Raw genomic sequence first — 21,535 nt, 5'->3', positions numbered from 1 at the left:
CCTGCCCGCAATAGATACTGCCCCGCAGCAGACGCCGCGACTCAGCAGTCTTCTGCCCCCGACAGACACAGGACCGCCCCACACGCTATGGCCCGCCGTTCCAAGAGCGCCGAGATTCCACCGGTGACCCCGGAAGAGAACATCATCGACATCGACGTCTCCGCGGAGATGGAGACCTCCTTCCTGGAGTACGCGTATTCGGTGATCTATTCGCGCGCGCTTCCCGATGCGCGCGATGGGCTCAAGCCGGTGCAGCGCAGAATCCTCTACATGATGGCGGACATGGGGCTGCGTCCGGAGAAGGGCCACGTCAAGTCCGCGCGCGTGGTGGGCGAGGTCATGGGCAAGCTGCATCCCCACGGCGATGCCGCGATCTATGACGCGCTGGTCCGGATGGCCCAGTCCTTCGCTCTGCGACTGCCGCTGGTGGACGGGCACGGCAACTTCGGCTCGCTCGACGACGGGCCGGCCGCCCCCCGCTACACCGAGGCCCGGATGACCGCCGCGGCGCTCTCGATGACCGCTGATCTCGACGAGGACGTCGTCGACTTCGAGCCGAACTATGACAACCAGCTCACCCAGCCGGGCGTGCTCCCCAGCGCCTTCCCGAACCTGCTGGTCAACGGCGCTTCAGGCATCGCCGTGGGCATGGCCACGAACATGGCCCCGCACAACATGCGCGAGGTCATCAACGGAGCCAAGCATCTGATCCTGAACCCTGAGGCCACGGTGGAGGACCTGATGGTCCACATTCCCGGCCCCGACCTGCCCTCCGGCGGGCGCATCGTGGGACTGGACGGCATCAGGGACGCGTACCGCACCGGCCGCGGCTCCTTCAAGACCCGCGCGAAGGTCTCCATCGAGCAGGTCTCCGCGCGCAAGACCGGGATCGTGGTGACCCAGCTGCCCTACATGGTCGGCCCGGAGAAGGTCATCGAGAAGATCAAGGACGCCGTCCAGGCGAAGAAGCTCACCGGCATCTCCGACGTCCTCGACCTGACCGACCGCAAGCACGGCCTGCGCATGATCATCGAGCTCAAGGCGGGGTTCAACCCGCAGGCGGTGCTGGCCCAGCTCTACAGGCAGACCCCGCTGGAAGACTCCTTCGGCATCAACAATGTGGCGCTGGTGCAGGGCCAGCCGCGCACCCTGGGACTGCTGGAGATGCTCCAGGTCTATGTGGACCACCGGCTGAACGTGGTCCGACGGCGCAGTGCGTACCGGCTGCGGAAGCGTCAGGCTCGACTGCACCTGGTCGAAGGTCTGCTGGTCGCGATCCTGGACATCGACGAGGTCATCCAGGTCATCCGCGCCGCTGAGGACACTGCCTCGGCGCGCGAGCGACTCATCGCGATCTTCGATCTGAGCCAGCTCCAGGCCGACCACATCCTGGAACTGCGACTGCGTCAGCTCACCCGGTACTCGGCGCTGGAACTTGAGCAGGAGAAGCAGCGACTCGAAGAGGAGATCGCGGAGCTCGAAGCCATTCTGGGCTCCGAGCAGCGGCTGCGCGGTCTGGTCGCCGATGAGCTCGACGAGGTGGCCGCGAAATATGGCGATGACCGTCGCACCGAGCTGCTCGATGCCGAAGCCGCTCCGGCCGCCGCCACGGCACCCTCGCCGTCCGGCCCTGCCGCGGGCTCCACGAGCCTGCAGATCCCTGACGCCCCCTGCTGGGCGGTGCTCTCCAGCTCAGGTCAGCTGGCCCGGACCACCGAGCGCGGAGCCCTGGTCCATCCCACCCGCCGCTCCCGGCATGATGCGCTGACCTCCGCCGTGGCCACCACGGCCCGGGGCGAGATCGGTGCAGTGACCTCCAGCGGCCGGATGATCCGGGTGCCTGTGGTGGACATGCCCGCCGTGGAGATGTCCTCCGGCGGGGTCAACCTCACTCACGGGGTCAAGGCCCGCGAGTTCCTGCATCTGGAGAAGAACGAGGAGCTCCTCGCGTTCGTCCCGCTGGATGCCGTGATCGCGCTGGGCACCGCTCAGGGCCGGGTCAAGCGGGTCAATCCGGAGTATCCGCTCAACCGTGACGACTGGGAGGTCGTCGCGCTCAAGGGCGAGGGTCGCGCCCAGGACCGCGTGGTCAATGTCGCCGTGGCCGGAGACGAGGATCACCTCTGCTTCATCACCGCCGGCGCCCAGCTGCTGCACTTCCCGGCGGGGCTGGTCCGGGCGCAGGGACGCACTGCCGCCGGCATGCTGGGCATCAAGCTCGCCGAGGGCGACACCGTGGTCGGCTTCTCCGTGGTTCCCGCCAGGGCCGTCGCAGGTCAGGACGCACCCGAGGGCGCAGCTCAGGGTGCGGACGCCGACGGCAGGGACCAGCACGACGTCTCGCAGGCGCTGGTGGTCACCCTCGCCGCCGGGGACACGCCTCTTGAGGGCTTCGAGTCGGGCAGCATCAAGCTCACCGACTTCGCAGAGTTCCCCGCCAAGGGGCGCGGCACCGCCGGGGTGCGCTCCCATCGGTTCATGCGCGGAGAAGACCGTCTGCGCCTGGGCTGGGCGGGCATCGGCCCCGCTCTCGGCGCGGCGAGGAACGGCACGGCCCGGAACCTGCCTTCGGAGATGGCGCAGCGTGACGCCTCGGGGATCCCGCTGGAGCGCGCCGTGGACGCGGTGGCGCCGAGCCCGGAGACTCTGAACCTGAACCCTGCGCAGCGATCGTGACACTCCCTTACTACAGCGTGTAGAAATCGGAGGCGAAGCAGGAGTATCGTGGTGCCTTACCTGGGCACAGGTGCACCCGCACCCCCGTCCCAGGTGCACCATTGCAGTGATATCCCTGCAGTGACACCCCGATAAGGAGCACCTGAAGATGGCCACTCTCGGAGGACTCGAGCGCTCGGTCATGAGCCTGCTCTGGGACAGCGCCGAATCGCTCAGCGCCAACGACGTGCGCGACCGGCTGGGCGAGGACCTCGCCGTGACCACTGTGCTGACCGTGCTCTCCCGTCTGGAGCGCAAGGGGATGGTCCGCAGGGAGCGCTCCACCAGGCCGCACCGCTACACCTCCACAGCCTCCCGGGAGGAGCACACGGTGGAGATGCTCAACGAGGTCCTCGGCACCGTCGGTGACCGCGAGGCCGTGCTGGCCCGATTCATCGGCACGATGCCGGATTCCGAGGCTGCGGCGCTGCGACGCCTGCTCCAGGAATAGCGGCGGCCTCGGTCCCCACTAAGCTGGGCCGGTGACCATCCTCGCCGCCTGCCTCGCCGCACTGGCCCTGGTGCTGGCGATCTCCGTCCCGCGGCTCCTCAGAGAGGCGAAGTTCCGCTCCCGCTCCCCCTGGGCCGCCATGCTCCTGTGGCAGGCGATCGCGCTGGCCGGGGGCCTCTCCATGGTGGGCGCGCCGATGCTCTATGGACTCGGTCCCTTCGGTGATTCCGCGCCCGCCGCCGCCGCGCATGTGCTGCGACTCATGGCGGAGGCAGATTTCGCGGCACTGACAGACCTCGGCGTGCACCCGGGCCACATCTTCGCCCTCTGTCTCTCAGTTCTGCTGGGCGGACACCTGCTGCTGACCCTGCTGCTCACCTATGTCCGGGTCCTGGGTCAGCGTCGCCGCCACCGCGACGTGGTGCGCCTGCTCTCCACCCCGGTGGACGGAAACCAGGCATCCGCCCTCGGGCGTCACCTCAACCTCTCCGGGGACCTCGTGGACGCCCACGTGCTCGAGCACGAGGCGCCGCTGGCATACTGTCTGCCCGGGCGCACCCACGCCGGCTCGGTGACCGTGCTCTCCCGCGGACTGCTCGATCAGCTCTCCGCGGCCGAGCTGGGCGCCGTCGTCGCCCATGAGAAGACGCATCTGCAGCAGCGCCACCATTTCCTCACCATGGCCTTCGAGGCCTGGTATCGGGCGCTGCCCTGGCTGCCCACCACACGGCACGGACGTGCGGCCGTCACCGAGCTGACCGAGATGCTGGCCGACGACGGCGCCCTGCGCGCGCACTCTCGTCAGGACCTGCTGCGCGCCCTCGCGCTGAGCTCGGCGGGCCGGGACCACCAGGATGTGCTCCGCAGCGCCGAGCGTCCTCAGAGAACCCGTGGAGGCACACCTCCAGAGACTGGCGCGCCGGCCAGGGATGCCTCGGTCGCCGGCGCAGCGCCGGAGACCGCGCTAATCACGACGGCGCGGCTGAGTCGGCTGCTGATCCCGCCGGAGCCGCTGGGAAGGCCGGCGCTGGCCGGCACCCTCGCGGTGGTGGCGGCTCTTGTGCTGGTGCCCCTGGCCGCCCTGCTCCTCGGTTCCTAGCGCGCGAGCGCAGAGGACTCCGACGCACCTCAGCCGTTGGCCGCGAGGAAGTCCTCCGCGCCGCCGACGAGCTCGGTGTGGCCCTGCTCGAGGTCATCGCGGCCCACCAGGGAGGCGATCTCCGCGGCGAACTCCTCGACGCTGTAGAGCTTCCCGGCGGCCTCGCGACGAGAAGCGATGGCCCCGGGCTCCGCGCGCTCCAGCAGCGTGGCGGTGATCGTGCCTTCGATCATGTCTCCGGAGACCACGGTCAGCGTGATCCCCTTCGCGTCCAGCTCAGGAACCAGCTCCAGCAGGGCGTCCTCACCGGCGCGCTTGGACCGGGCGACCGGCTCATAGGAGTCCATCGTGGCGGTCTGCTTGATGAAGTGCGCCTGGTGGCTGGTCACGAACACGATCTGCGCGCCCTCGGGCATGACCTCGATGGCGGTGCGCGCCATCTGCACCTGCGCATCGCGGTTGAGCTTGAGCGCGTAGTCCCCTCCGCGTCCGGACTCCATGCCTCCGGAGGCATTGAGCACCAGCAGGTCCAGCGAACCGAAGTTCTCCACGGCGGCGTCCACCAGCGCCTGAGCTCCGGCCGCCTCGGTCAGGTCCGCGCCCACCGCCACAGCGCGTCCGCCGGCGGCCTCGATCTCTGCCACCACCTTCTTCGCCCGGGGAGCCTTCTGCCGGTAGTTGACCACCACACCCGCCCCGCGCGCTCCGATCAGCGCGGCGGTCGCGGCGCCGATGCCGCGGGAGGATCCGGTGATGATGGCGCCGGTGCCGGCGAGGTCCTGCTGTGTCATGGGGTTGTCCTCAGTTCTGCGTCGTGTGGAATGCGGTCTGGCGTGGCTGCTCCGCCGCGGCGGCGGTGCGGCGGTCAGTGGCCGGTATGGCGGTCAGTGGCCGGTATGGCGGTCAGTGGCCGGTGCGGCGGTCAGTGGCCCATGCCGAGGCCGCCGTCGACCGGGATGACCGCCCCGGAGATGTACGCGGCCTCGGCCGAGGCGAGCCAGCGCACCACGGATGCGACCTCCTCGACCTCGGCGAAGCGCCCGGCCGGGATGTTCTGCAGGTATTTGCCCTGGGTGATCTCGTCCAGTGCGTCGGTCATGTCGGAACGGACGAATCCGGGGGCGACCACGTTTGCGGTGATGCCGCGCCCGCCGAGCTCACGGGTCAGGGAACGGGCCATGCCGATGAGTCCGGACTTCGAAGAGGCGTAGTTGATCTGCCCCGGTGATCCATAGAGGCCCACCACGGAGGAGATCAGCACGACTCGGCCCCTCTTCATCCGGATCATCCCCTTCGACGCCCGCTTGAGCACGCGGAAGGCGCCGGTGAGGTTCGTGTCCAGGACATCGGTGAAGTCCTCCTCGCTCATCCGCATCAGCAGCGTGTCGCGGGTGATCCCTGCGTTGGCCACGAGGATCTCCACGGGGCCATGGGCCTCTTCGACCTCAGTGAACGCGGCGTCCACCGAGGCGGAGTCGGTCACATCGGCGGCCACGCCCAGGGCGCCCTCCGGGGCGTCCCCGTTGCGCGTGGTCACGGCGACCTTGTCACCGTTGGCGATGAATGCCTCGGCGATGGCCCGGCCGATGCCGCGGTTTCCGCCGGTGATCAGTACGCTGCGTGCGCTCATAAGTCTCCTCGTTACGGGCTTCATCCGCCGCCGCTCGGTCATCTCACCCACCGCTGGCGCGGATCATCGTCTGGGGCCAGCCTATGCCAGCTCTGATGTGACCGTCGCGTCACATCGCCGTCCCGCCTCCAGGTTGGACATCTAGAATGTCCGGGTGAGCGATCAGGTCCACTCGATCACTGATGCCCCCCAGAAGCACAGTGACGAGCAGCACGGGAGAATGGTCCGCTATGCGGTGTCCATGGGCATCCGCATGGTGTGCTTCATCCTGGCCGTGATCCTGCAGAACTGGATGACCTGGGTTCTGCTCGCCCTGGCAGTGGTCCTGCCGTATGTCGCTGTCACCACCGCCAATGTCGGCGGTGATCGGTATATGCGGCGCAGCGAGTCCGAGGACCTCGACGCCCCCTCGCTGCTGGGCACGGCTCACGAGGAGGCCGCTCCCGGGCCCGACCGTCAGTGGTGGGAGGACCAGGACGAGGTTCTGGAGACCGAAGCCGACGGCTACTCGACCGCGCCGGAGATCATCTCCGGGGAGCTCGTGGACCCGGAGGATGCCGGGCACGACCAGCCGATCCCGGAGGATCAGCCGATCCCGGAGGATCAGGACCCCCGCGTGGAGGACGAGCTCCGCTGATGGATCTTCTCAACAGCCTGGGCGCCGAAGGCGCTCAGCCCGGTTCACAGACCCCCGAATGTTCGCGCAAGGGATGCCGCAGCCCTGCTGGCTGGGAGGTGCTGTGGAACAACCCCAAGATCCATGACCCCGAACGGCGCAAGATCTGGCTGGCCTGCGACGAGCACCGCGCGTGGCTGGAGAACTTCCTCGCCCAGCGGCTCTTCTGGCGCAGCACCGAGCCGATGGGTTCGTCGGCGGAACCCTCGGTCGGAGAAGACCGGGGTGATGTGTGAACCGCTACCGCTTCCTGCTGAGCCCGACCTGGATCGGCTGGTTCGCCCTCTGCACGCTCTTCGCCGTGGCCTGCGTGTTCCTGGGCCAGTGGCAGATCGACCGGCGCGAGGCCTCGTTGGAGGAGATCAACCGCATCGTCGCCAACTATGACGAGGACCCGGTGCCCTACGCCGAGGCGCGCGAGCTCTTCGACTCGGCCGAGGCCGAGGATGAGTGGACCGTGGTGGAACTGACCGGGGAGTACCGTCAGGAGGATTCTCTCCTGGTCCGGAATCGGGCCCATCGAGGTTCCGTGGGCTATGAGGTTCTCGTGCCCTTCGCCGTGGCCGGCACGGAGGAGGTCGTGATCATCGACCGCGGGTGGCTACCGACCGACAGCACCGACGGCTCCCGGCCAGAGTCCCGGCCTGCACCTCCGGAGGGCCAGGTGGACGTCATCGTCAGGATCCGTCCAGCGGAGCCAGCGATCAATCGCGAGGCTCCCGAGGGACAGCTCGCCTCGATCGATCTGGCGCAGTACCAGGATGAGCTCGGCTACGGTCTGCTCACCGGGGGCTATGGATTGATGGCTGAGGAGTCCCCCGCCCCAGAGACCGCGCCCCGCCAGCTGACCCGGCCCTCGCTGGAGGAGGGCCCGCACCTGTCCTACTCGATGCAGTGGATCACCTTCGGTCTGCTCGGCTTCATCGGCTGGGGCTATGCCGCCCGGATCCACGCCCGGAACCGGGACTTCGACGAGGCCGAGGCCGCAATGACCGAGGAGGCCCCGCAGGCCACGACCGACGACGGCGGCCCGGTCCATGCCGCCTCATCGGCCCCCGCCCAGGACAGAGCCCGCGAGGCCAGTCGGCGCCACCGGCTGCGGACCGGCCGGCTCTCCGACGAAGACCTTGAAGACGCCTGGGTGGACCAGCAGCTGCACCGCTGAGCATCAGCCCGCCGGTGGGAGTTCGTCTCCGGCACAGGAGGCGACCTGTCGCCAGTGCAGGGAGTCCTCGTCGAGCTGCCGGTGCGGCATGAGCCACCCGGCATGCACCGGCTCAGGCCAGGGTGATGAGGTCCTCGTAGTCCTTGGTGTAGATGTCTTCCTCACCATCGGGAAGCAGCAGCACCCGGTCCGGGCTCAGCGCCTCCACCGCACCTGGATCGTGGCTGACCAGGACGACGGCGCCCTCATAGGTCCGCAGGGCGGCGAGGATCTCCTCACGGCTGGCCGGGTCCAGGTTGTTCGTGGGCTCGTCGAGCAGCAGCACGTTGGCGCTGGACGCGACGAGCGAGGCAAGTGCCAGCCGAGTCTTCTCGCCGCCGGAGAGCACCGAGGCGGGCTTGCTCACGTCATCGCCGGAGAAGAGGAAGGAGCCGAGGATCTTGCGCTGATCCGTGTCGTTGAGGAAGGGCGCCGCAGTCTTCATGTTCTCCAGCACCGAGCTCTCCGTGTCCAGAGTGTCGTGCTCCTGGGCGAAGTAGCCGAGCTTGAGTCCGTGTCCCGAGATCACCCGGCCCGAGTCCGCATCGGCGGCGCCGGCCAGAAGGCGCAGCAGCGTGGTCTTGCCCGCACCGTTGTAACCCAGGATGACCACGCGTGAGCCGCGGTCGATCGCGAGGTCGAGGCCGGTGAAGATCTCCAGCGACCCATAGGACTTGGAGAGCCCCTCTGCCATGAGCGGGGTCTTTCCGCAGGAGGCGGGTGCCGGGAAACGGATGTTCGCCACGCGTTCAGCCTGGCGCTCACCCTCGAGTCCGGCCATCATCCGGTCCGCGCGCTTGAGCATGGACTGCGCCGCCACGGCCTTGGTGGCCTTGGCGCGCATCTTCTCAGCCTGGAAGCGCAGCGTACTGGCCTTCTTCTCCGCGTTGGCGTACTCGCGCTTGCGCCGGGCTGCATCCTGATCACGCTGGACGAGGTACTTCTTCCACCCCATGTTGTAGACGTCGAGCGTGGTGCGGTTGCCGTCGAGGTAGAAGACCTTGTTCACGGTGGATTCGATGAGCTCCACGTCGTGGGAGATCATCAGCACGCCTCCGGCGTACTGCTGCAGGTGATCGCGCAGCCAGACGATGGAATCGGCGTCGAGGTGGTTGGTGGGCTCGTCCAGCAGCAGCGTGTCGGCGTCCGAGAAGAGGATCCGCGCGAGCTCCACGCGGCGCCGCTGGCCACCGGAGAGCGTCTTCAGCGGCTGGGTGAGGATCCGTTCGGGCAGGTCCAGGTTGTTGCAGATCATCGCGGCCTCGGCCTCGGCGGAGTAGCCTCCGGCGGCGTCGAACCGGGTCTGGAGCTTCCCGTACTGGGTCATGGCCTTGTCCCGCACCGCGTCCTCGGTGCTCATCATGTCCTGCTCGGCCTGACGCAGCTTGGCCGTGATGACGTCGAGCTCGCGGGCGGAGAGGATCCGGTCGCGGGAGAGCTGCTCCATGTCATCGATCTTGGGATCCTGCGGGAGGTAGCCGATGCTGCCTCGACGCTCCACATGTCCGGCAGCAGGCTGGGTCAGCCCGGCGAGGACCTTGGTCATGGTGGTCTTGCCCGCGCCGTTGCGCCCGACGAGGCCGACCTTGTCTCCTGAGTCGATGCGGAAGTTGACCTCGTCCATCAGCAGGCGCGCTCCGGCGCGGAGTTCAAGATTAGATACGCTGATCAACGGTGCAGTTTCCCTTCGGGCCGAGCAGTGCGCGCCAGCCTGACAACTTTGAATAGGTGGGTTCAGTGGACAACCCTTCCAGTGTAACGACGACTCTGGATGCGGTCGCATTCGACGTCGACACCTCCGACGGCGGGCGACGCAGGATCCTGCATCCGCTGACCCTGAGCCTCTCCGAACATCGCGTGGCGGTGATCGGCGCCAACGGCTCAGGGAAGTCCACGCTGCTGCGGCTGATCGCCGGGCTCGTCGCCCCGACCTCCGGATCGCTCCAGCTCAGCCCGTCGGGAGTCCGGCCCGGCTTCATCTTCGCGAATCCGCAGGCACAGCTGATCATGCCCGTGGTCGGTGAGGACATAGCGTTCTCGCTGCGCCGGAGCATCGGCTCGGCGGCGCAGCGGCGCCGGCGCAGCCGTGAGATCTTGGACACCATGGGGCTCGGTGATCGCGAAGACTCCAGCATCTACGAGCTCTCCTCCGGCGAGCGGCAGAAGGTGGCGCTGGCCGGAGTCCTGGCCGCCGAACCGGAGCTGGTGCTCGCCGACGAACCCACCACTCTGCTGGACCTGCGCAGCACGGTGGAGTTCACCGAGCTGCTGATGGGGCTCGCGGCCCCCATGGTCGTGGCGACCCACGATCTGGCCCTGGCCGCGATGGCTGAACGGGTGCTCGTCTTCGACCATGGCCGGCTGGTCCAGGACGGTCCTCCCGCCACGGCGATCCCGCATTATCGCGATCTCTCCGGTGCCGGCTGACCGGCGCCGGGCAGCTTCCCCCTCCCCCGTCTGCACGGCGTCTTCCCACAGGTCAGTAGGCGCCAGATCCTCCGAAGACCGCCTGGGCGGTGCGGAGCACGATCACGATGTCTCCGGTCAGGGTCCAGTTCTCCACGTAGTACAGATCCAGGCGCACGCTCTCCTCCCAGCTGAGGTCGGAGCGGCCCGCAACCTGCCACAGTCCGGTGATGCCGGGCTTGACCCTCAGGCGCCGGTGGGCCATGTCGTCATAGGCCTCCACCTCCTGGGGCAGCGGAGGTCGAGGGCCCACGACCGACATCTCACCACGGAGCACGTTGTAGAACTGCGGCAGCTCGTCGAAGCTCAGCCGTCGCAGCACCGCACCGACTCGAGTGACGCGAGGATCTCTGCGCATCTTGAACAGCACTCCATTCCCCTCAGAGAGCTCCTGGAGCATGGACAGATGCTTCTCGGCGTCCACCACCATCGAACGGAACTTCAGCATCTTGAACCGGGAATGGTCGATGCCCACCCGCTCCTGCTTGAAGATCACCGGACCCGGGCTGTCCAGCCGCACCCAGATTCCGATCACCAGCAGCGCAGGCGCCAGCATGAGCAGGGCCGTGGCAGAGACCACGATGTCGAAGGCGCGCTTGGTCACCCGTGCCATGCCGGTCATCCGCGGGTAGGCCACATGGAACATCGGGACGCCGCCGACCATATGTGATTGGATCCGCGAGCCGGCGACCTCGGAGAGGGAGGGCACTACCACGAGATTCACGTCCAGGGCCTCCAGCGCCCAGCCGAGCTCTCTGACCGACTCCGGGGGAAGGAAGTCCGTCTCGGTGAGCATCACGAGGTCTGCCGCACTGCGGGTCACCACATCGGTGATCTTCGCGACCGTGCGACCGGGGTCAGGGACCCCTCCGTCCTGTCTGGCGAGGCCCTCCGTGTAGGTCGCCGCGACCGCGGCACCGGTGGAGGTCTTGGATCCCTCCACCGCCGAGACCACGCGACGAACCTTGCGCTGGTCTCCGACGACGACCACGCGATGTGTCCACTCCCCGTGCTTCCATCGGTCCAGGAGATGGCGTCGCCACAGGTGCCGACCCAGGACCAGTCCGGCCCCTCCCACCGGCAGCGAGACCAGGATGTGCTCCCGAGGCACATCCAGGTCGAAGATGACGACGGCGACGAAGAACACCCCGAAGGTCATGAAGGTCGCGACCAGCACACGTCGATACTCCGTGAAGCCGGAGCCGATCTGTTTCCAGTCTCGAGACCTGCCGAGACTCAGCACGGCGATCCACAGCACACCGAGACCGAGCGTGGACGCCAGCGGGTGCCGCTCCGTCAGCAGGATGCCGTGCACCGCCGCGAGCACACCCGCGATGATGATCAGGTCAGTGATGAACAGTCGCAGCCCATAGCCGCTGTGCCATTCCCTCGCGGAGGCCGGTCCGGAGGGCGCAGTCATCCAGTCAGTCGAGGTGCCTCGCCTCGGCGTGGTCACAGAAGCCGTCTGAGTCGTCATGACAGGGCCTCGGCAGCCTCTGAGACCGCGAGAGACGGGGTCCCTGTTCGGATCGGGTCAGGAACGTGATCTGGCTGGTTGAAGAACGGGGGATTCACGGTGGTCGCCTTTCGCTGGAACGGGTGGCCGCTGAGTCGGTGCAGACTCAGCGTTGGGAGGCACAGCATCTTGGGGTGGTCTGCTGACCAGTCGGTGGGCCATGATCAGACCTGGAATCGCCTGAGCGACGATCACGCCTGCGGCCAATGAGATGCCCGGAGCCGCGGCGCCCAGGCCGAGCTGGACCCCGAGGATCGTCCCGGGGATCACCAGGGCGAGCAAGGTCGAAGACATGGCGGCCTGGAGCCAGAAGCCGCGCCGGTCGGTGAACAGGTTGGTCTGGGTCAGATGGATGGATTGAGCGACCAGAGCCGCAGCCATGCCCAGGACGACGCCCCACGAAGGCACGAGATCACCCCCGGTGACGAGGTCCGACACGGGGCGGGCCAGAAGCGCGAAACCCAGGGCGGCAGAGAGGCCGAGTCCGAGGAAGATCGCATTGGCCCGCCGCCAGAGTGCAACATCGGGTTTCACCGCGAATCGTGGCCAGAGCACCATGGCAGACATGAAGAGCACGGAGTAGATCGGCATGTACAGCTGCAGAGCCATCGCGTACTCGCTCACGTCTGCCGCCGTCGCCACTCGCGCGAGCACGAGTCTTCCGTGCTGCTCCGAGAGCGCTCGTCCTGCCATCGACAGCAACACCGGGAGACCCCCGATCAGGATCAGTCGCACGGCGATGAGGAATCTCTCGTCCGGCTCGGCGCTTCTCGGGGGTTGACCCCCGGCTTGGTCGGCATACAGGCCTCTGACCCCGATCCGCGGGTGCAGGAACGCGAGGGAGGCGCATATCGCCACATAGGTCACCGTGCTCACCGGCAGGCCGACCGCGAGCCAGATGGGAGCGACTCCGACTTCGATGAGGATCAGGACTGCCAGGAGGTTTCCGACCGGGGGAATGAGTCCGAGCAGGACGAGCAGGTCGGAACGGTCTCGTCCCACCAGCACTCGGGCCGCCAGCCCCATCGGGAGTCCGAGGAAGAAGATGCAGAGCACGAGGCTCATGACCAGGTCCACCTGTGGACCCAGTCCATCTGGGACCCTGAAGAATGACGACCACAGCCCGAAGACGCCTGCCAGTGTCGCCGCCGTCGCTCCGCTGATGCCCACCGCACCAAGGACCAGGGCCGTCCGTCGGATCAGGATCCGCACCTCGGCCACTGATTGGTGACCCTTGCCGGCCCGCGCCACGGCCCGTGCCACCGCAGCTCCCAGCCCCAGGTCGGCGAAAGGCAGGGCGATCTGCAGCTGGGCGATCATGATGATGAAGCCGAAGGCGAGGACTCCTGCGTACTGCACGGTGAGACCCGCGCTCGTCAGGGCGCAGATGCCGCTGATCGGAAGCACGGCGGCACGCATGCCGGCGGTGCGCAGCAGCATGGCCGTCCAGCTTCGCTGCTTCGCCGGTTCAGCGGGGCGCGCGGAATCACCTGTTGCAGATCTCCGGTGGTCGGACTCGGCGAGAGTTTCAGACGCGAGGCGTGGTTCAGACTCCACGGCTTACCGCCCGCACCACACCGGAGAGGCCCACGACGACGGCGGCCGGGTGCGGTCCTGCTCTGAGGCCTTCTGCCAGGTGACGCGCTCCTGCCCACCACGCTCGGGACGCGAAGGCGTCCCGGGCGACCACCGAGGTCAGGAAGTCGGCCCGAGCATGGTCGTCGATGCCCGCGCCCAGCGACTCGACCCATGCCGCGCTGGCCCGCCAGTCAGGGCTGCGCGAGATCGATCCCTGGGTCCCCTGGTGAACTCGAACCAGAACCTCGGGGAGCATCTGCAGCCGGTGGCCCGCGCGCTCCATGCGACCCACCCAGTCCCAGTCCTGGTGCCGGGGCAGCTCCTCGTCCCACGGCACCTGCAGAGCGATCTCGCGACTGCACAGCAACGAGGAGGTCTGCATGAAGTGTCGCCGCAGCCGCAGGGTGGAACGGTCGAACACGTAGTCCACCACAGACGCCCTGGGACTGCCGGCAGGCTGATACAGCTGTTCCGGGACGACCCGGCTCGTGGCCCCAATCAGCAGCGAGCGTGAACTGACCAGTCTGTCCGCGCCCGCCACGGCCAGCTGCATGGCGGACTTCTCAGAGACCCATTCATCGTCGTCGTCGAGGAACGCGACATGGCTCGTCCGGGCGGTCTGCACCCCGAGGTTGCGTGCCGCCGCAGCTCCCACGCCTCCGCGAGTCAGCACCAGGACATGGGGCAGGCCGGCCAGGAGCCGCTCCACGTTCTCCGCCGCGTCCGGTCGATCGAGCACCACCAGCGCGGTGGTCTTGCGGGACTGCCGGAGCACGGAGCGGACCGCTCGCTTCAGCGTCACTCGTCCCACTGAAGGGATGATGGCCGTGAGTGTGTCCGCCGGGCGCGCAGCATTGGTCAGCGTCCTGTGGCTCAGCGTCCTGTAGTTCAGCGTCGGGGAATCCGCGAGGGAACTGGTCAGCGGAAGCGGGGTCGCGTTCATCGGTCTCTCCTGAGAAGCAGTGCAGCCAGCTTGGGCGGCTCGAGCAGATATCGTCCGGCGAGACGCCGGGGGTCTGAGGCCAGCCGCCACGCCCATTCCAGACCCCAGGACCCCAGCCACCGCGGGGCCAGCGACTGGACGCCGCCGAGCTGGTCCAGCGCGCCGCCGACAGTGGCGATGACCGGGACGTCCAGGCGCTGGGACAGTTCGACCGCGAGCCGCTCCTGCAGCGGCATGCCCATCCCGATCAGCAGGATCTGCGGGGCATGGCGACGGATGCGGTCGCAGACGGCGTCGAGCTCTGCAGCCTGCCAGGGGTCAGCAGGGATGGTCTGCCAGACGACGCGGCGGCTCAGCGAGCTGAAGTGCTTCAGCGCCGCATCTGCGGCCTCGGGAGTCCCGCCCAGTGTGGTGACCCTGGTGACCGCGTCCAGCTCGACGAGTCCGTCGACCCAGTCGGTGGAGCCGAGCCGGTGCTCTGTGCTCCATCGGCTCGCCCCAGCGGCGCGGCCCACGCCGCCGGTCCGGACCGAGGGGGCGAACCGCAGCAGCGCCAGCACCGGCATGCCGTCGATGATCACAGCGCCGGCACGGTGGTAGAAGTCCCGGAGCTCGGGGAGCTGGTGCCAGAGGTAGACCGAATGGAGGTTGTGGCCGGCCACGATCAAGCGGCGGTCCCCGAGGACGGCCTCCTGGATGTGCCGCAGCAGCTCATCTCGCCGCAGCGGGGAGACGCGCACACCCAGCAGCGGCACCTTCACTTTAGCGATCGTGGTCATCGGAAGGCTCCTTCATGCGGGACGTAGGGTTGTATGGGAGGTCTTCGTGATGCCTCCAGCTGCGGTGAGACCTTCTCGAGACCAGGTGCCGTGAGCACTGCCAGAAGGATCGGCAGCGCGACATAGGGGTTGTTCAGTCCGCTGACCGAGAGGCTGTTGATCGTCGCGATGGCCATCAGTGCGATGATCAGCGCCCAGGAGACCCGTGACATGTGCATGACGACGATGGGCACGATCACGGCCAGCAGCAGAGCCAGGACCCCGCCGTCGTAGTAGAGCCGCATGGCGAAGGAGTGCAGGATCACCGAATAGCACCGGCCGTCGCCCGCGGTGGAGAACAGTCGCTCGTAGTAGGCCAGCTCTTCACAGGCGCCGGCGGAGAGAGGTGTGATCGGCGGGGTCCCATAGAGTCGCTCGGTCCAGCCCCAGTTGGCCGTCTCCTTCTGCAGCACCTCGAAGAAGTGGACCCGGTCGATGACCTGAGACTCAGCTGACCGCGCCTGGAAGATGAGCCACGGTATGGCCGCAGCGGCCACCGGGACCAGTCCGGCGAGATACTTCAGGAAGACATCCGTCGTCCGGCTGCTCCACAGCGTGTAGACCACGAGCACCAGGTAGGTCAGTGCGCCGCTGCGGGAACCGGAGAGCACCGTCAGCACGCCGAGGAGCACGACCAGCAGGATTCGATGAGGGGCATTCTGCCGGTGGACCACTGCTGCCAGTGCCGTGAACAGCGCGAGCTCGAAGTTGTTCTCCAGGAAGAGCCCAGGTCGCTGATCCGGACCGACGAAGACTGCGGTGAGCAGGGACTTGACGGTCGCAAGTCCTATCAGCCACCAGGCCAGCCGGTGCAGCAGATCGGTGCGACTCCAGCGATGACCGCGCGCCATGGCGAAGACCACGAGATAGACGAGCCAGCGGTGCGCCTGCAGCAGGTCCTCCAGCGGAGGCTGTTCGAAGAGGGCCCCGAGAATGCGGGTGCCGATGTAGGCAGCCAGGACGATCAGCGTCAGAGGCGCGATGATCCGCCCTCGGAGGAGGATCCATCCGGCCACCAGCAGCACCCAGGCGTCGAGGAGCCCGGTCATCGGCAGGGGCGAGAACTCGCCGACATAGACGACGCTGATCAGAGCACTGCCGAGCAGCAGGAGATAGAGCAGGCGCTGCAGCCACTCCGGGAGATCGACGGCTCTGGTGTGCAGCTCCGGAGGGGTCGCGGGGCGCACGGGAGCGGTCTGCCAGTACCTCGGCATGCGCCCGGATCACCCCCGGTCCTGCGGCAGTGCGACGACCCGGTCCCGTCGGGAATCGACGGAGGCGCTCGCGTCTGTCTCGGACAGTCGCCGTGGACCGGCATGGGAGCGCTCTGCGGCTGAGATCGGCGGTACGCCCCCCGGCTCGAGCTCGCCGCGGGATCGCCGGGAAGGTCGCTGCCGTCTCTCCTGCAGGCTGTCCGGTCCACGCATCGGCACCCCGGCGAGCACCAGACCCACGACACGGGCCCGGGCGCGGGCGAGAAGCTCGAAGCTGGTGGCCAGCTGGGCTCGTGTGGCGGTGCCGTAGCGCGTCACCACGATGACCCCGGTGGTGATCTGGGCCAGGAGCGCCGCATCGGAGACTGAGAGCAGCGCGGGCGTGTCGATGATGGTCACGTCATAGTTCTCGGCACAGGCCTCCAGCAGCACCTGCACCTGGTCCACGCTGGAGGGCTCCATGCTCTGGTCCTCGAGCGCTCCGGGCAGAATGACGTCGAGTCCCTCCTCGACGCCGGAGATGATGACATCCTCCAGGTAGACGCGTCCCCCCAGGACGTCCCGAAGCCCGCCGGCCTCGCCGCTCTGATCCCCCATGTCGAGCCATTCGGCCAGATCGGGGTTCTCGAAGTCAGCGCCGATGAGCAGCGTCTTGCGACCTCCCTCAGCGAGGGACCGAGCAAGATTGACCGCGACAGTCGTCCTCCCCTCCCCCTCCACCGAGCTGGTGATGACATAGGAGCTGGGGGAGCTGAACGACTCGCCGAAGCGAAGCCGCATCCGCATCTCACGGAATGCCGCGGCCGAGTCAGCGGTTCCGCGACCCTTGCGCCGCCGTGCCTCCCGACCGCCTCCCTCTCGCCTGGTCACCCCCAGCAGCGGAGCCACCGTGAGCGGGGCGAAGTCCTCCGGGCGCCGGATGGTGGTGTCGAGCGTTTCGCGCAGGAACGCCAGGCCGACTCCGAGTATGAGACCGATGACCAGGCCGGCGCCGAGAGTGACGTCCAGGCGCGGGCTCTGCGGCTGCACCGGCACCTCCGCTGCCTGCACCACGGCCAGATCCATGATCCCGGGATCCCCGACAGGGGTCCCTTCCACCGAGGTCTCTATCTCATCGACCACGTCCTGCAGGCTTGTGACCACGGCGTCGGCCACATCAGCGGCCTGCTGAGCCGAACCGGCAGTGGCCGTGATCTCCAGCAGCGTCGTCTCGGGCAGACCCTCTGCCTCGACGTCCTCAGCGAGCTGTGCGGCTGAGCTCTCCAGCGAGAGGCTGCGGACGACGGGACCCAGGACCGCCGGCGTGTCCACCAGGTCGGCGTAGGTGGCAGCGCGCTGTTCCGCGAATGAACTGCCCTGCTGCAGCTGCACCAGATCGGTGCCGCTGGAGGCGGACACGAAGACCTTGGTCGTGGAGGCGTAGGTGATCGGTTGGAACGGATAGGTGGCGGCCGCCGCGATCACCGCGACGATCAGGGTCAGGAGGATGGTGGCCCATCGCCGTCGGCAGATGCGCAGATAATCATGCATATTCATGTGTGACAACTTTCCCGGTGCTTGGTCAGAAGTCACCGGGTAGGACGCCCCTGGGACGGTGGGACCTCCATCACGGTGTGAGACCCACGCTAGGCCGGAGAGAGTGCATCGCATCACGGGGGCGGAGGAACCCCCGCAGGGACTACGGGGGAACCCCCGTGATTCCCCGTGGTGGGGAACCGGTGAATGTGAGCCGCGCCACTCACCAGCACCTATGCGCGGCGCAGATCGCCTTCGTCCTCGATCTGCAGCATGCGCCGCAATGCATGCCGAGAGTCCAGGCCCAGCTTCCCCAGCGCGTTCGCCACGTGGTACTCCACTGTGCGCACCGAGATCACCAGCTCCTCGGCGACTTCCTTGTTCGAGAGGCCCTGACCCACCATCAGCGCGATCTCACGCTCCCGCGTGGTCAGGGCGGTCAGCGCGAACCGTGCCTTGGAGCTGAGGCCCTCCGGCAGATCGATCAGCCGGGGCCGCTCCGGGGCACTCTGGCCCGCCGTCACCTTGCGCAGCGTGCGGAAGGTCTCGTCTGCCTCGTGGAAGAGTCCCTCGGAGCCACAGCCCTGGAACATCGACGCGGCCCACAGCACCAGCTCCGCCGTCTCATCGGCTTTGTCCTGCAGGGTGTCGACCCCATCGATCACGCAGTGACCGAGGTCCAGCGCCAACAGTCCGCGGTAGATCATCAGAGAACCGCCGTCACCCGGCACGTGGCCCGTCTTCAGGCTCGGCACCGCCGTGATGGCGGACATGGCTGCGCTGAGGTGTTCGTGGGTTGATGCGAACTTGCCGGAGCCCAGAGCGGAGAGTCCGCGAAGGTGTCGCAGCACGTAGTCGCGATGGACCACAGAGGAGTGCTCATCCGCGCCGACCTTCGTGATCAGCGCGGGCAGCGCCTGAGCCCTTCCGCTGTGGAGCAGGGAGCGACCCAGGAGCACCGCGGAGGTGACCGCGCGGGACCAGATGCTGAGCTCGACCTGCATCGCGAGGATGCTGTCGACCACCTTCTCGTGGTTCTGCGCGGCCGCGGCGGCCCAGGCATCCACATATCCGCGCCCGGCACGGCTCACGCTGGCGTCGCTGGCTCGCGTGACATGCGCACGGAGGCCGAAGGACCAGCTCTGTGACTCCCGATGACCTCGGGCCGAGGGCACCAGGTGGACCGCGTTGTACGCCAACGGCGCCACGTTGTCCTCATTGATGTCGAGCACCTCGGAGGCCGCTGACTCGGAGAGAAGCTGCGCCTCGCTCCAGAGTCCGGCCTCGAAGAGCAGATAGGTCATGTGCACCTGCGCATGGGCGAGTGCCCGGCGGTTCCGGCCCGGCCAGTTCTCGATGGCCGCGATCAGATCCCGGTAGGCCTCCGCCGGGTGCCCCGCGGTGCGGAGCACCGCACCGCGGGCGACCAGCAGCGTGGCCTGGGCGGATTCTGTGCCCGGCACCATCCGCAGCTCATCCAGCAGCTGCTGGACCCGTGCGGAGAAGGCCTGCGGCGGGACGCTCTCGATGCCCTCCAGGGCCTGCCACAGCTGCAGACTCACGCGCAGTCCACGAGTCTCCGCGAGGAGCTGCTCCGGCGTCGCGATCCTCGTCCGAACCGCCGGGTCATCTGCGCCGATCTGTTCCTCGAGGGTGAGCAGTGCCCGAACTGTGCGCTCCGCGACGTTGAGCAGATGCCAGTACGATCCTCGGAGCCCGGGGGTGCGGGAGGCCTGAAGCACCGTGTCTGCATAGCAGAGCAGGGCCTTCGGGGTGGCCGCATCGATGTCCACTCCCCCGGCGAGGAAGCCGAGGGTGCCCTCGAGGTCTCCGCGGACCAGCGCCTCGCGGGCGAGGAGTCCGCGGCGCAGCACCGGGTGCACCTCGTGACTCTGCGCCCAGGTCACCGTGGCCTCGGCGTCGACCTTGGTGCCGGCCCGCATCGCGGCGAAGGTCAGGCATTCGAGCGTGTGGCTCGAGCGTTCCACCTCGAAGGCGAGCCGGGTCAGCTCCAGCGTCTGGGCGGTGTCACCGGACCGGCTGGCGGTCCGCGCAGCATCGGCGAGCACTTCGACCATGGCGGAGGGCTCTTCCACCGCCGGGTCCAGCAGAGTCGCCTCGGCACGGTGACGCACTGAGGCGAGCCCCCCTTCCACGCCGGCAAGTCGCATCTGCAGGTCGACTCGCACCTCTCGACTCAGATCCGCCACCAGGCAGCGCGCAGACACCCTGTGCTTCATGGAGAAGCGTCCGGACTTCATGGCCTCCTGGACCAGGCTCGATCCCCGGAGCGCTTCCACGTCGACGGAGCCCGTCCCGAGAAGCTTGCCGATCTCGTGGATGGAGAGGGGGTAGCGCGCCAGCGCGAGCAGGGCCAGCATCTGCTGGACATCCTCCGGGGTCTCCTCGAAGACCTGCTTGATCAGCAGCCGCTGCGCTTCGGCGGGGCCCTCACCCTGCTCGAGCTCCCGCAGGGCGCCCTGGAGAGCATCGGAGGTGATGGCCTCCTCGTCGGAGGTGAGTCGGTCGACCACATAGTCGAGGAAGGCGGGGAATCCGCCGGTGGCATCACGGACCCGGGCGGCCACATTGGCGCTGATCGGCAGTCCGGTGTGTTCCTCGAGGAGTTCGCGGACCTCTGCCCGGGTGAAGGGCTCGATGACGATGCGCAGCGCCTCGCCGGCGGTCTCGGTGAAGCGGGTGAGGCGCTGCATCTCCGGCCGGGTGGTGGGCCGAGCGGTCACCAGAGTGAGCATCGGGATGTCTTCGGTCTCGCGCACGGTCCGGAAGATGACGTCGGAGGACAGCGCATCCACCCACTGCATGTCTTCGATCACCAGGACCACGGGTTCGGTGATCCCATCGGCCTGTTCCTGCACCAGCGCGCCGAGCCCCTCGGCGTCGGCAGGGGCGTGGTATCGCTGCGGCTTTCTCAGCAGGTGCGCGGCGGCGTACCCCGGAACGTGTCGGTCAGACGGATCCAGATAGACATTGGCCCGGCTCCACCCGGGCAGACGGGACACTGCCTCGTTGAGCAACGAGGTCTTTCCCACGCCTGGTGGACCTTCAATCAGCAGAAACCGCGGAGTGGAGGAGGTGAGAACGGCCTCCGCCGCTGCCGCGATGACGTCAAGCTCTGAATGTCGGCCCAGAAATCTGTTCAACGATGACATGACAGCTCCCTGGGACAGGAGGCGTCCTGTCTGGTTCAGGGTCCAGACATGGAGCCCACCTGTTCGCCACAGCTTATGTCATGGTTTTTCCCAGGTGAATAGCCCGGAACAGATTTGTTCAAATTTAAATATTGAATCCCAGGGCGCGCATCTGTTCACGACCGTCGTCGGTGATCTTCTCAGGACCCCATGGCGGCATCCAGACCCAGTTGAGTCGCCACTCATCCACCATCGTGCCGACATGCTGGCCCACCTGCTCCTCCAGCACGTCGGTCAGCGGGCATGCCGCGGTGGTCAGGGTCATGTCGATGATCAGCGCCCCGTCCTCGGCGTAGTTCAGTCCGTAGAGCAGACCGAGATCGACGACGTTGATGCCGAGCTCCGGGTCGATGACCTCTTTGAGCGCTTCCTCGACGTCCTCGAGCGGCGTCTGGGCCGCAGTGACAGCGTCACTCATGGCGCTCTCCCTTCCATAGCTGGTGCTTCGTTCTTCTCTGGCATGTCTCTGGTCTTCTGGGCACGGTCCTCTGTGCACCG

18 protein-coding genes are annotated in these 21,535 nt (G+C 67.6%); 7 read left to right on the top strand and 11 right to left on the bottom strand.

Annotated features, from left to right (window positions below; translation table 11 throughout):
* Positions 1-87 precede the first annotated feature (87 nt).
* The 3 genes from H4W27_RS04575 to H4W27_RS04565 all read left to right on the top strand — a co-directional run bounded on the left by H4W27_RS04575 (position 88) and on the right by H4W27_RS04565 (position 4,265).
* Positions 88-2,676 (top strand): DNA gyrase/topoisomerase IV subunit A, encoded by a 2,589-nt coding sequence (locus H4W27_RS04575; protein WP_192594881.1) that lies wholly within the window; start codon positions 88-90, stop codon positions 2,674-2,676.
* Between the two features lie 148 nt (positions 2,677-2,824).
* Positions 2,825-3,166 carry a BlaI/MecI/CopY family transcriptional regulator gene (locus H4W27_RS04570; RefSeq protein WP_192594880.1) on the top strand — a complete coding sequence of 114 codons (342 nt, stop codon included), beginning with the start codon at positions 2,825-2,827 and terminating at the stop codon, positions 3,164-3,166.
* A 31-nt stretch (positions 3,167-3,197) separates the two neighbouring features.
* Positions 3,198-4,265, top strand: coding sequence for a M56 family metallopeptidase (locus H4W27_RS04565; RefSeq protein ID WP_318782148.1), 1,068 nt, complete (start codon positions 3,198-3,200; stop codon positions 4,263-4,265).
* A 29-nt stretch (positions 4,266-4,294) separates the two neighbouring features.
* Here the strand turns inward: H4W27_RS04565 and H4W27_RS04560 are convergent, their stop codons facing one another.
* Together H4W27_RS04560 and fabG are read right to left on the bottom strand one after the other, a co-directional pair.
* Positions 4,295-5,056, bottom strand: a complete 762-nt coding sequence (locus H4W27_RS04560; protein WP_192594879.1) for an SDR family oxidoreductase — start codon at positions 5,054-5,056, stop codon at positions 4,295-4,297.
* 131 nt (positions 5,057-5,187) lie between these two features.
* Positions 5,188-5,895, bottom strand: a complete 708-nt coding sequence (gene fabG, locus H4W27_RS04555; RefSeq protein ID WP_225939003.1) for a 3-oxoacyl-ACP reductase FabG — start codon at positions 5,893-5,895, stop codon at positions 5,188-5,190.
* 154 nt (positions 5,896-6,049) lie between these two features.
* Between fabG and H4W27_RS04550 the strand changes: the two genes are divergently transcribed.
* The 3 genes from H4W27_RS04550 to H4W27_RS04540 are packed head-to-tail and all read left to right on the top strand — an operon-like array spanning position 6,050 to position 7,736.
* Positions 6,050-6,532 carry a DUF3099 domain-containing protein gene (locus tag H4W27_RS04550; RefSeq protein ID WP_192594878.1) on the top strand — a complete coding sequence of 161 codons (483 nt, stop codon included), beginning with the start codon at positions 6,050-6,052 and terminating at the stop codon, positions 6,530-6,532.
* Entirely contained in the window at positions 6,532-6,807 is a 276-nt protein-coding gene (locus H4W27_RS04545; protein WP_192594877.1) for an acetone carboxylase, read from the top strand. Before H4W27_RS04550 ends, H4W27_RS04545 begins: the two co-directional genes overlap by 1 nt.
* Positions 6,804-7,736 carry an SURF1 family cytochrome oxidase biogenesis protein gene (locus tag H4W27_RS04540; RefSeq protein ID WP_192594876.1) on the top strand — a complete coding sequence of 311 codons (933 nt, stop codon included), beginning with the start codon at positions 6,804-6,806 and terminating at the stop codon, positions 7,734-7,736. The genes H4W27_RS04545 and H4W27_RS04540 overlap by 4 nt, the downstream gene beginning before the upstream one ends.
* A 112-nt stretch (positions 7,737-7,848) precedes the next feature.
* On the opposite strand, the gene H4W27_RS04535 is transcribed toward H4W27_RS04540, so the two are convergent.
* Positions 7,849-9,447: an ABC-F family ATP-binding cassette domain-containing protein gene (locus tag H4W27_RS04535; RefSeq protein ID WP_192594875.1), complete on the bottom strand. Its 1,599-nt coding sequence runs from the start codon at positions 9,445-9,447 to the stop codon at positions 7,849-7,851.
* A gap of 65 nt (positions 9,448-9,512) precedes the next feature.
* On the opposite strand from H4W27_RS04535, the gene H4W27_RS04530 reads away from it, so the two are divergent.
* On the top strand, positions 9,513-10,202 hold the full coding sequence (locus H4W27_RS04530; RefSeq protein WP_318782145.1) for an energy-coupling factor ABC transporter ATP-binding protein: 690 nt from the start codon (positions 9,513-9,515) through the stop codon (positions 10,200-10,202).
* A gap of 52 nt (positions 10,203-10,254) precedes the next feature.
* Here H4W27_RS04530 and H4W27_RS04525 read toward each other — a convergent pair whose 3' ends face one another.
* The 8 genes from H4W27_RS04525 to H4W27_RS04490 all read right to left on the bottom strand — a co-directional run bounded on the left by H4W27_RS04525 (position 10,255) and on the right by H4W27_RS04490 (position 21,455).
* Positions 10,255-11,661, bottom strand: coding sequence for a sugar transferase (locus H4W27_RS04525; protein ID WP_192594874.1), 1,407 nt, complete (start codon positions 11,659-11,661; stop codon positions 10,255-10,257).
* 114 nt (positions 11,662-11,775) lie between these two features.
* The gene (locus H4W27_RS04520) at positions 11,776-13,197 is read right to left on the bottom strand and encodes a lipopolysaccharide biosynthesis protein (protein WP_192594873.1); all 1,422 of its coding nucleotides are present in this window, start codon (positions 13,195-13,197) and stop codon (positions 11,776-11,778) included.
* A gap of 106 nt (positions 13,198-13,303) precedes the next feature.
* Positions 13,304-14,278, bottom strand: a complete 975-nt coding sequence (locus H4W27_RS04515) for a glycosyltransferase family 2 protein (protein ID WP_192594872.1) — start codon at positions 14,276-14,278, stop codon at positions 13,304-13,306.
* Positions 14,275-15,057: a WecB/TagA/CpsF family glycosyltransferase gene (locus H4W27_RS04510; RefSeq protein WP_192594871.1), complete on the bottom strand. Its 783-nt coding sequence runs from the start codon at positions 15,055-15,057 to the stop codon at positions 14,275-14,277. Before H4W27_RS04510 ends, H4W27_RS04515 begins: the two co-directional genes overlap by 4 nt.
* Positions 15,054-16,283 carry a hypothetical protein gene (locus H4W27_RS04505; protein ID WP_192594870.1) on the bottom strand — a complete coding sequence of 410 codons (1,230 nt, stop codon included), beginning with the start codon at positions 16,281-16,283 and terminating at the stop codon, positions 15,054-15,056. Before H4W27_RS04505 ends, H4W27_RS04510 begins: the two co-directional genes overlap by 4 nt.
* Before the next feature lie 36 nt (positions 16,284-16,319).
* Positions 16,320-17,846, bottom strand: a complete 1,527-nt coding sequence (locus tag H4W27_RS04500) for a polysaccharide biosynthesis tyrosine autokinase (protein ID WP_192594869.1) — start codon at positions 17,844-17,846, stop codon at positions 16,320-16,322.
* 212 nt (positions 17,847-18,058) lie between these two features.
* Positions 18,059-20,998 (bottom strand): helix-turn-helix transcriptional regulator, encoded by a 2,940-nt coding sequence (locus tag H4W27_RS04495; RefSeq protein ID WP_192594868.1) that lies wholly within the window; start codon positions 20,996-20,998, stop codon positions 18,059-18,061.
* 124 nt (positions 20,999-21,122) lie between these two features.
* Positions 21,123-21,455, bottom strand: a complete 333-nt coding sequence (locus H4W27_RS04490; RefSeq protein ID WP_192594867.1) for a metal-sulfur cluster assembly factor — start codon at positions 21,453-21,455, stop codon at positions 21,123-21,125.
* Between the last annotated feature and the right edge of the window lie 80 nt (positions 21,456-21,535).

It is taken from the genome of Nesterenkonia lutea (assembly GCF_014873955.1).
In the GTDB taxonomy this organism is placed as follows: domain Bacteria; phylum Actinomycetota; class Actinomycetes; order Actinomycetales; family Micrococcaceae; genus Nesterenkonia; species Nesterenkonia lutea.
Note: the sequence above shows the minus strand (reverse complement) of the source record. Positions and strands in the feature narration are given on the sequence as shown.

Excerpts from the sequence above, each read along its gene's own strand:
- H4W27_RS04570 (WP_192594880.1), top strand. The coding sequence starts at position 2,825 with ATGGCCACTCTCGGAGGACTCGAGCGCTCGGTCATGAGCCTGCTCTGG.
- fabG (WP_225939003.1), bottom strand. The coding sequence starts at position 5,895 with ATGAGCGCACGCAGCGTACTGATCACCGGCGGAAACCGCGGCATCGGC.
- H4W27_RS04495 (WP_192594868.1), bottom strand. The coding sequence starts at position 20,998 with ATGTCATCGTTGAACAGATTTCTGGGCCGACATTCAGAGCTTGACGTC.
- H4W27_RS04500 (WP_192594869.1), bottom strand. The coding sequence starts at position 17,846 with ATGAATATGCATGATTATCTGCGCATCTGCCGACGGCGATGGGCCACC.
- H4W27_RS04525 (WP_192594874.1), bottom strand. The coding sequence starts at position 11,661 with ATGACTGCGCCCTCCGGACCGGCCTCCGCGAGGGAATGGCACAGCGGC.
- H4W27_RS04515 (WP_192594872.1), bottom strand. The coding sequence starts at position 14,278 with ATGAACGCGACCCCGCTTCCGCTGACCAGTTCCCTCGCGGATTCCCCG.
- H4W27_RS04560 (WP_192594879.1), bottom strand. The coding sequence starts at position 5,056 with ATGACACAGCAGGACCTCGCCGGCACCGGCGCCATCATCACCGGATCC.
- H4W27_RS04510 (WP_192594871.1), bottom strand. The coding sequence starts at position 15,057 with ATGACCACGATCGCTAAAGTGAAGGTGCCGCTGCTGGGTGTGCGCGTC.
- H4W27_RS04490 (WP_192594867.1), bottom strand. The coding sequence starts at position 21,455 with ATGAGTGACGCTGTCACTGCGGCCCAGACGCCGCTCGAGGACGTCGAG.
- H4W27_RS04545 (WP_192594877.1), top strand. The coding sequence starts at position 6,532 with ATGGATCTTCTCAACAGCCTGGGCGCCGAAGGCGCTCAGCCCGGTTCA.
- H4W27_RS04520 (WP_192594873.1), bottom strand. The coding sequence starts at position 13,197 with ATGCTGCTGCGCACCGCCGGCATGCGTGCCGCCGTGCTTCCGATCAGC.
- H4W27_RS04575 (WP_192594881.1), top strand. The coding sequence starts at position 88 with ATGGCCCGCCGTTCCAAGAGCGCCGAGATTCCACCGGTGACCCCGGAA.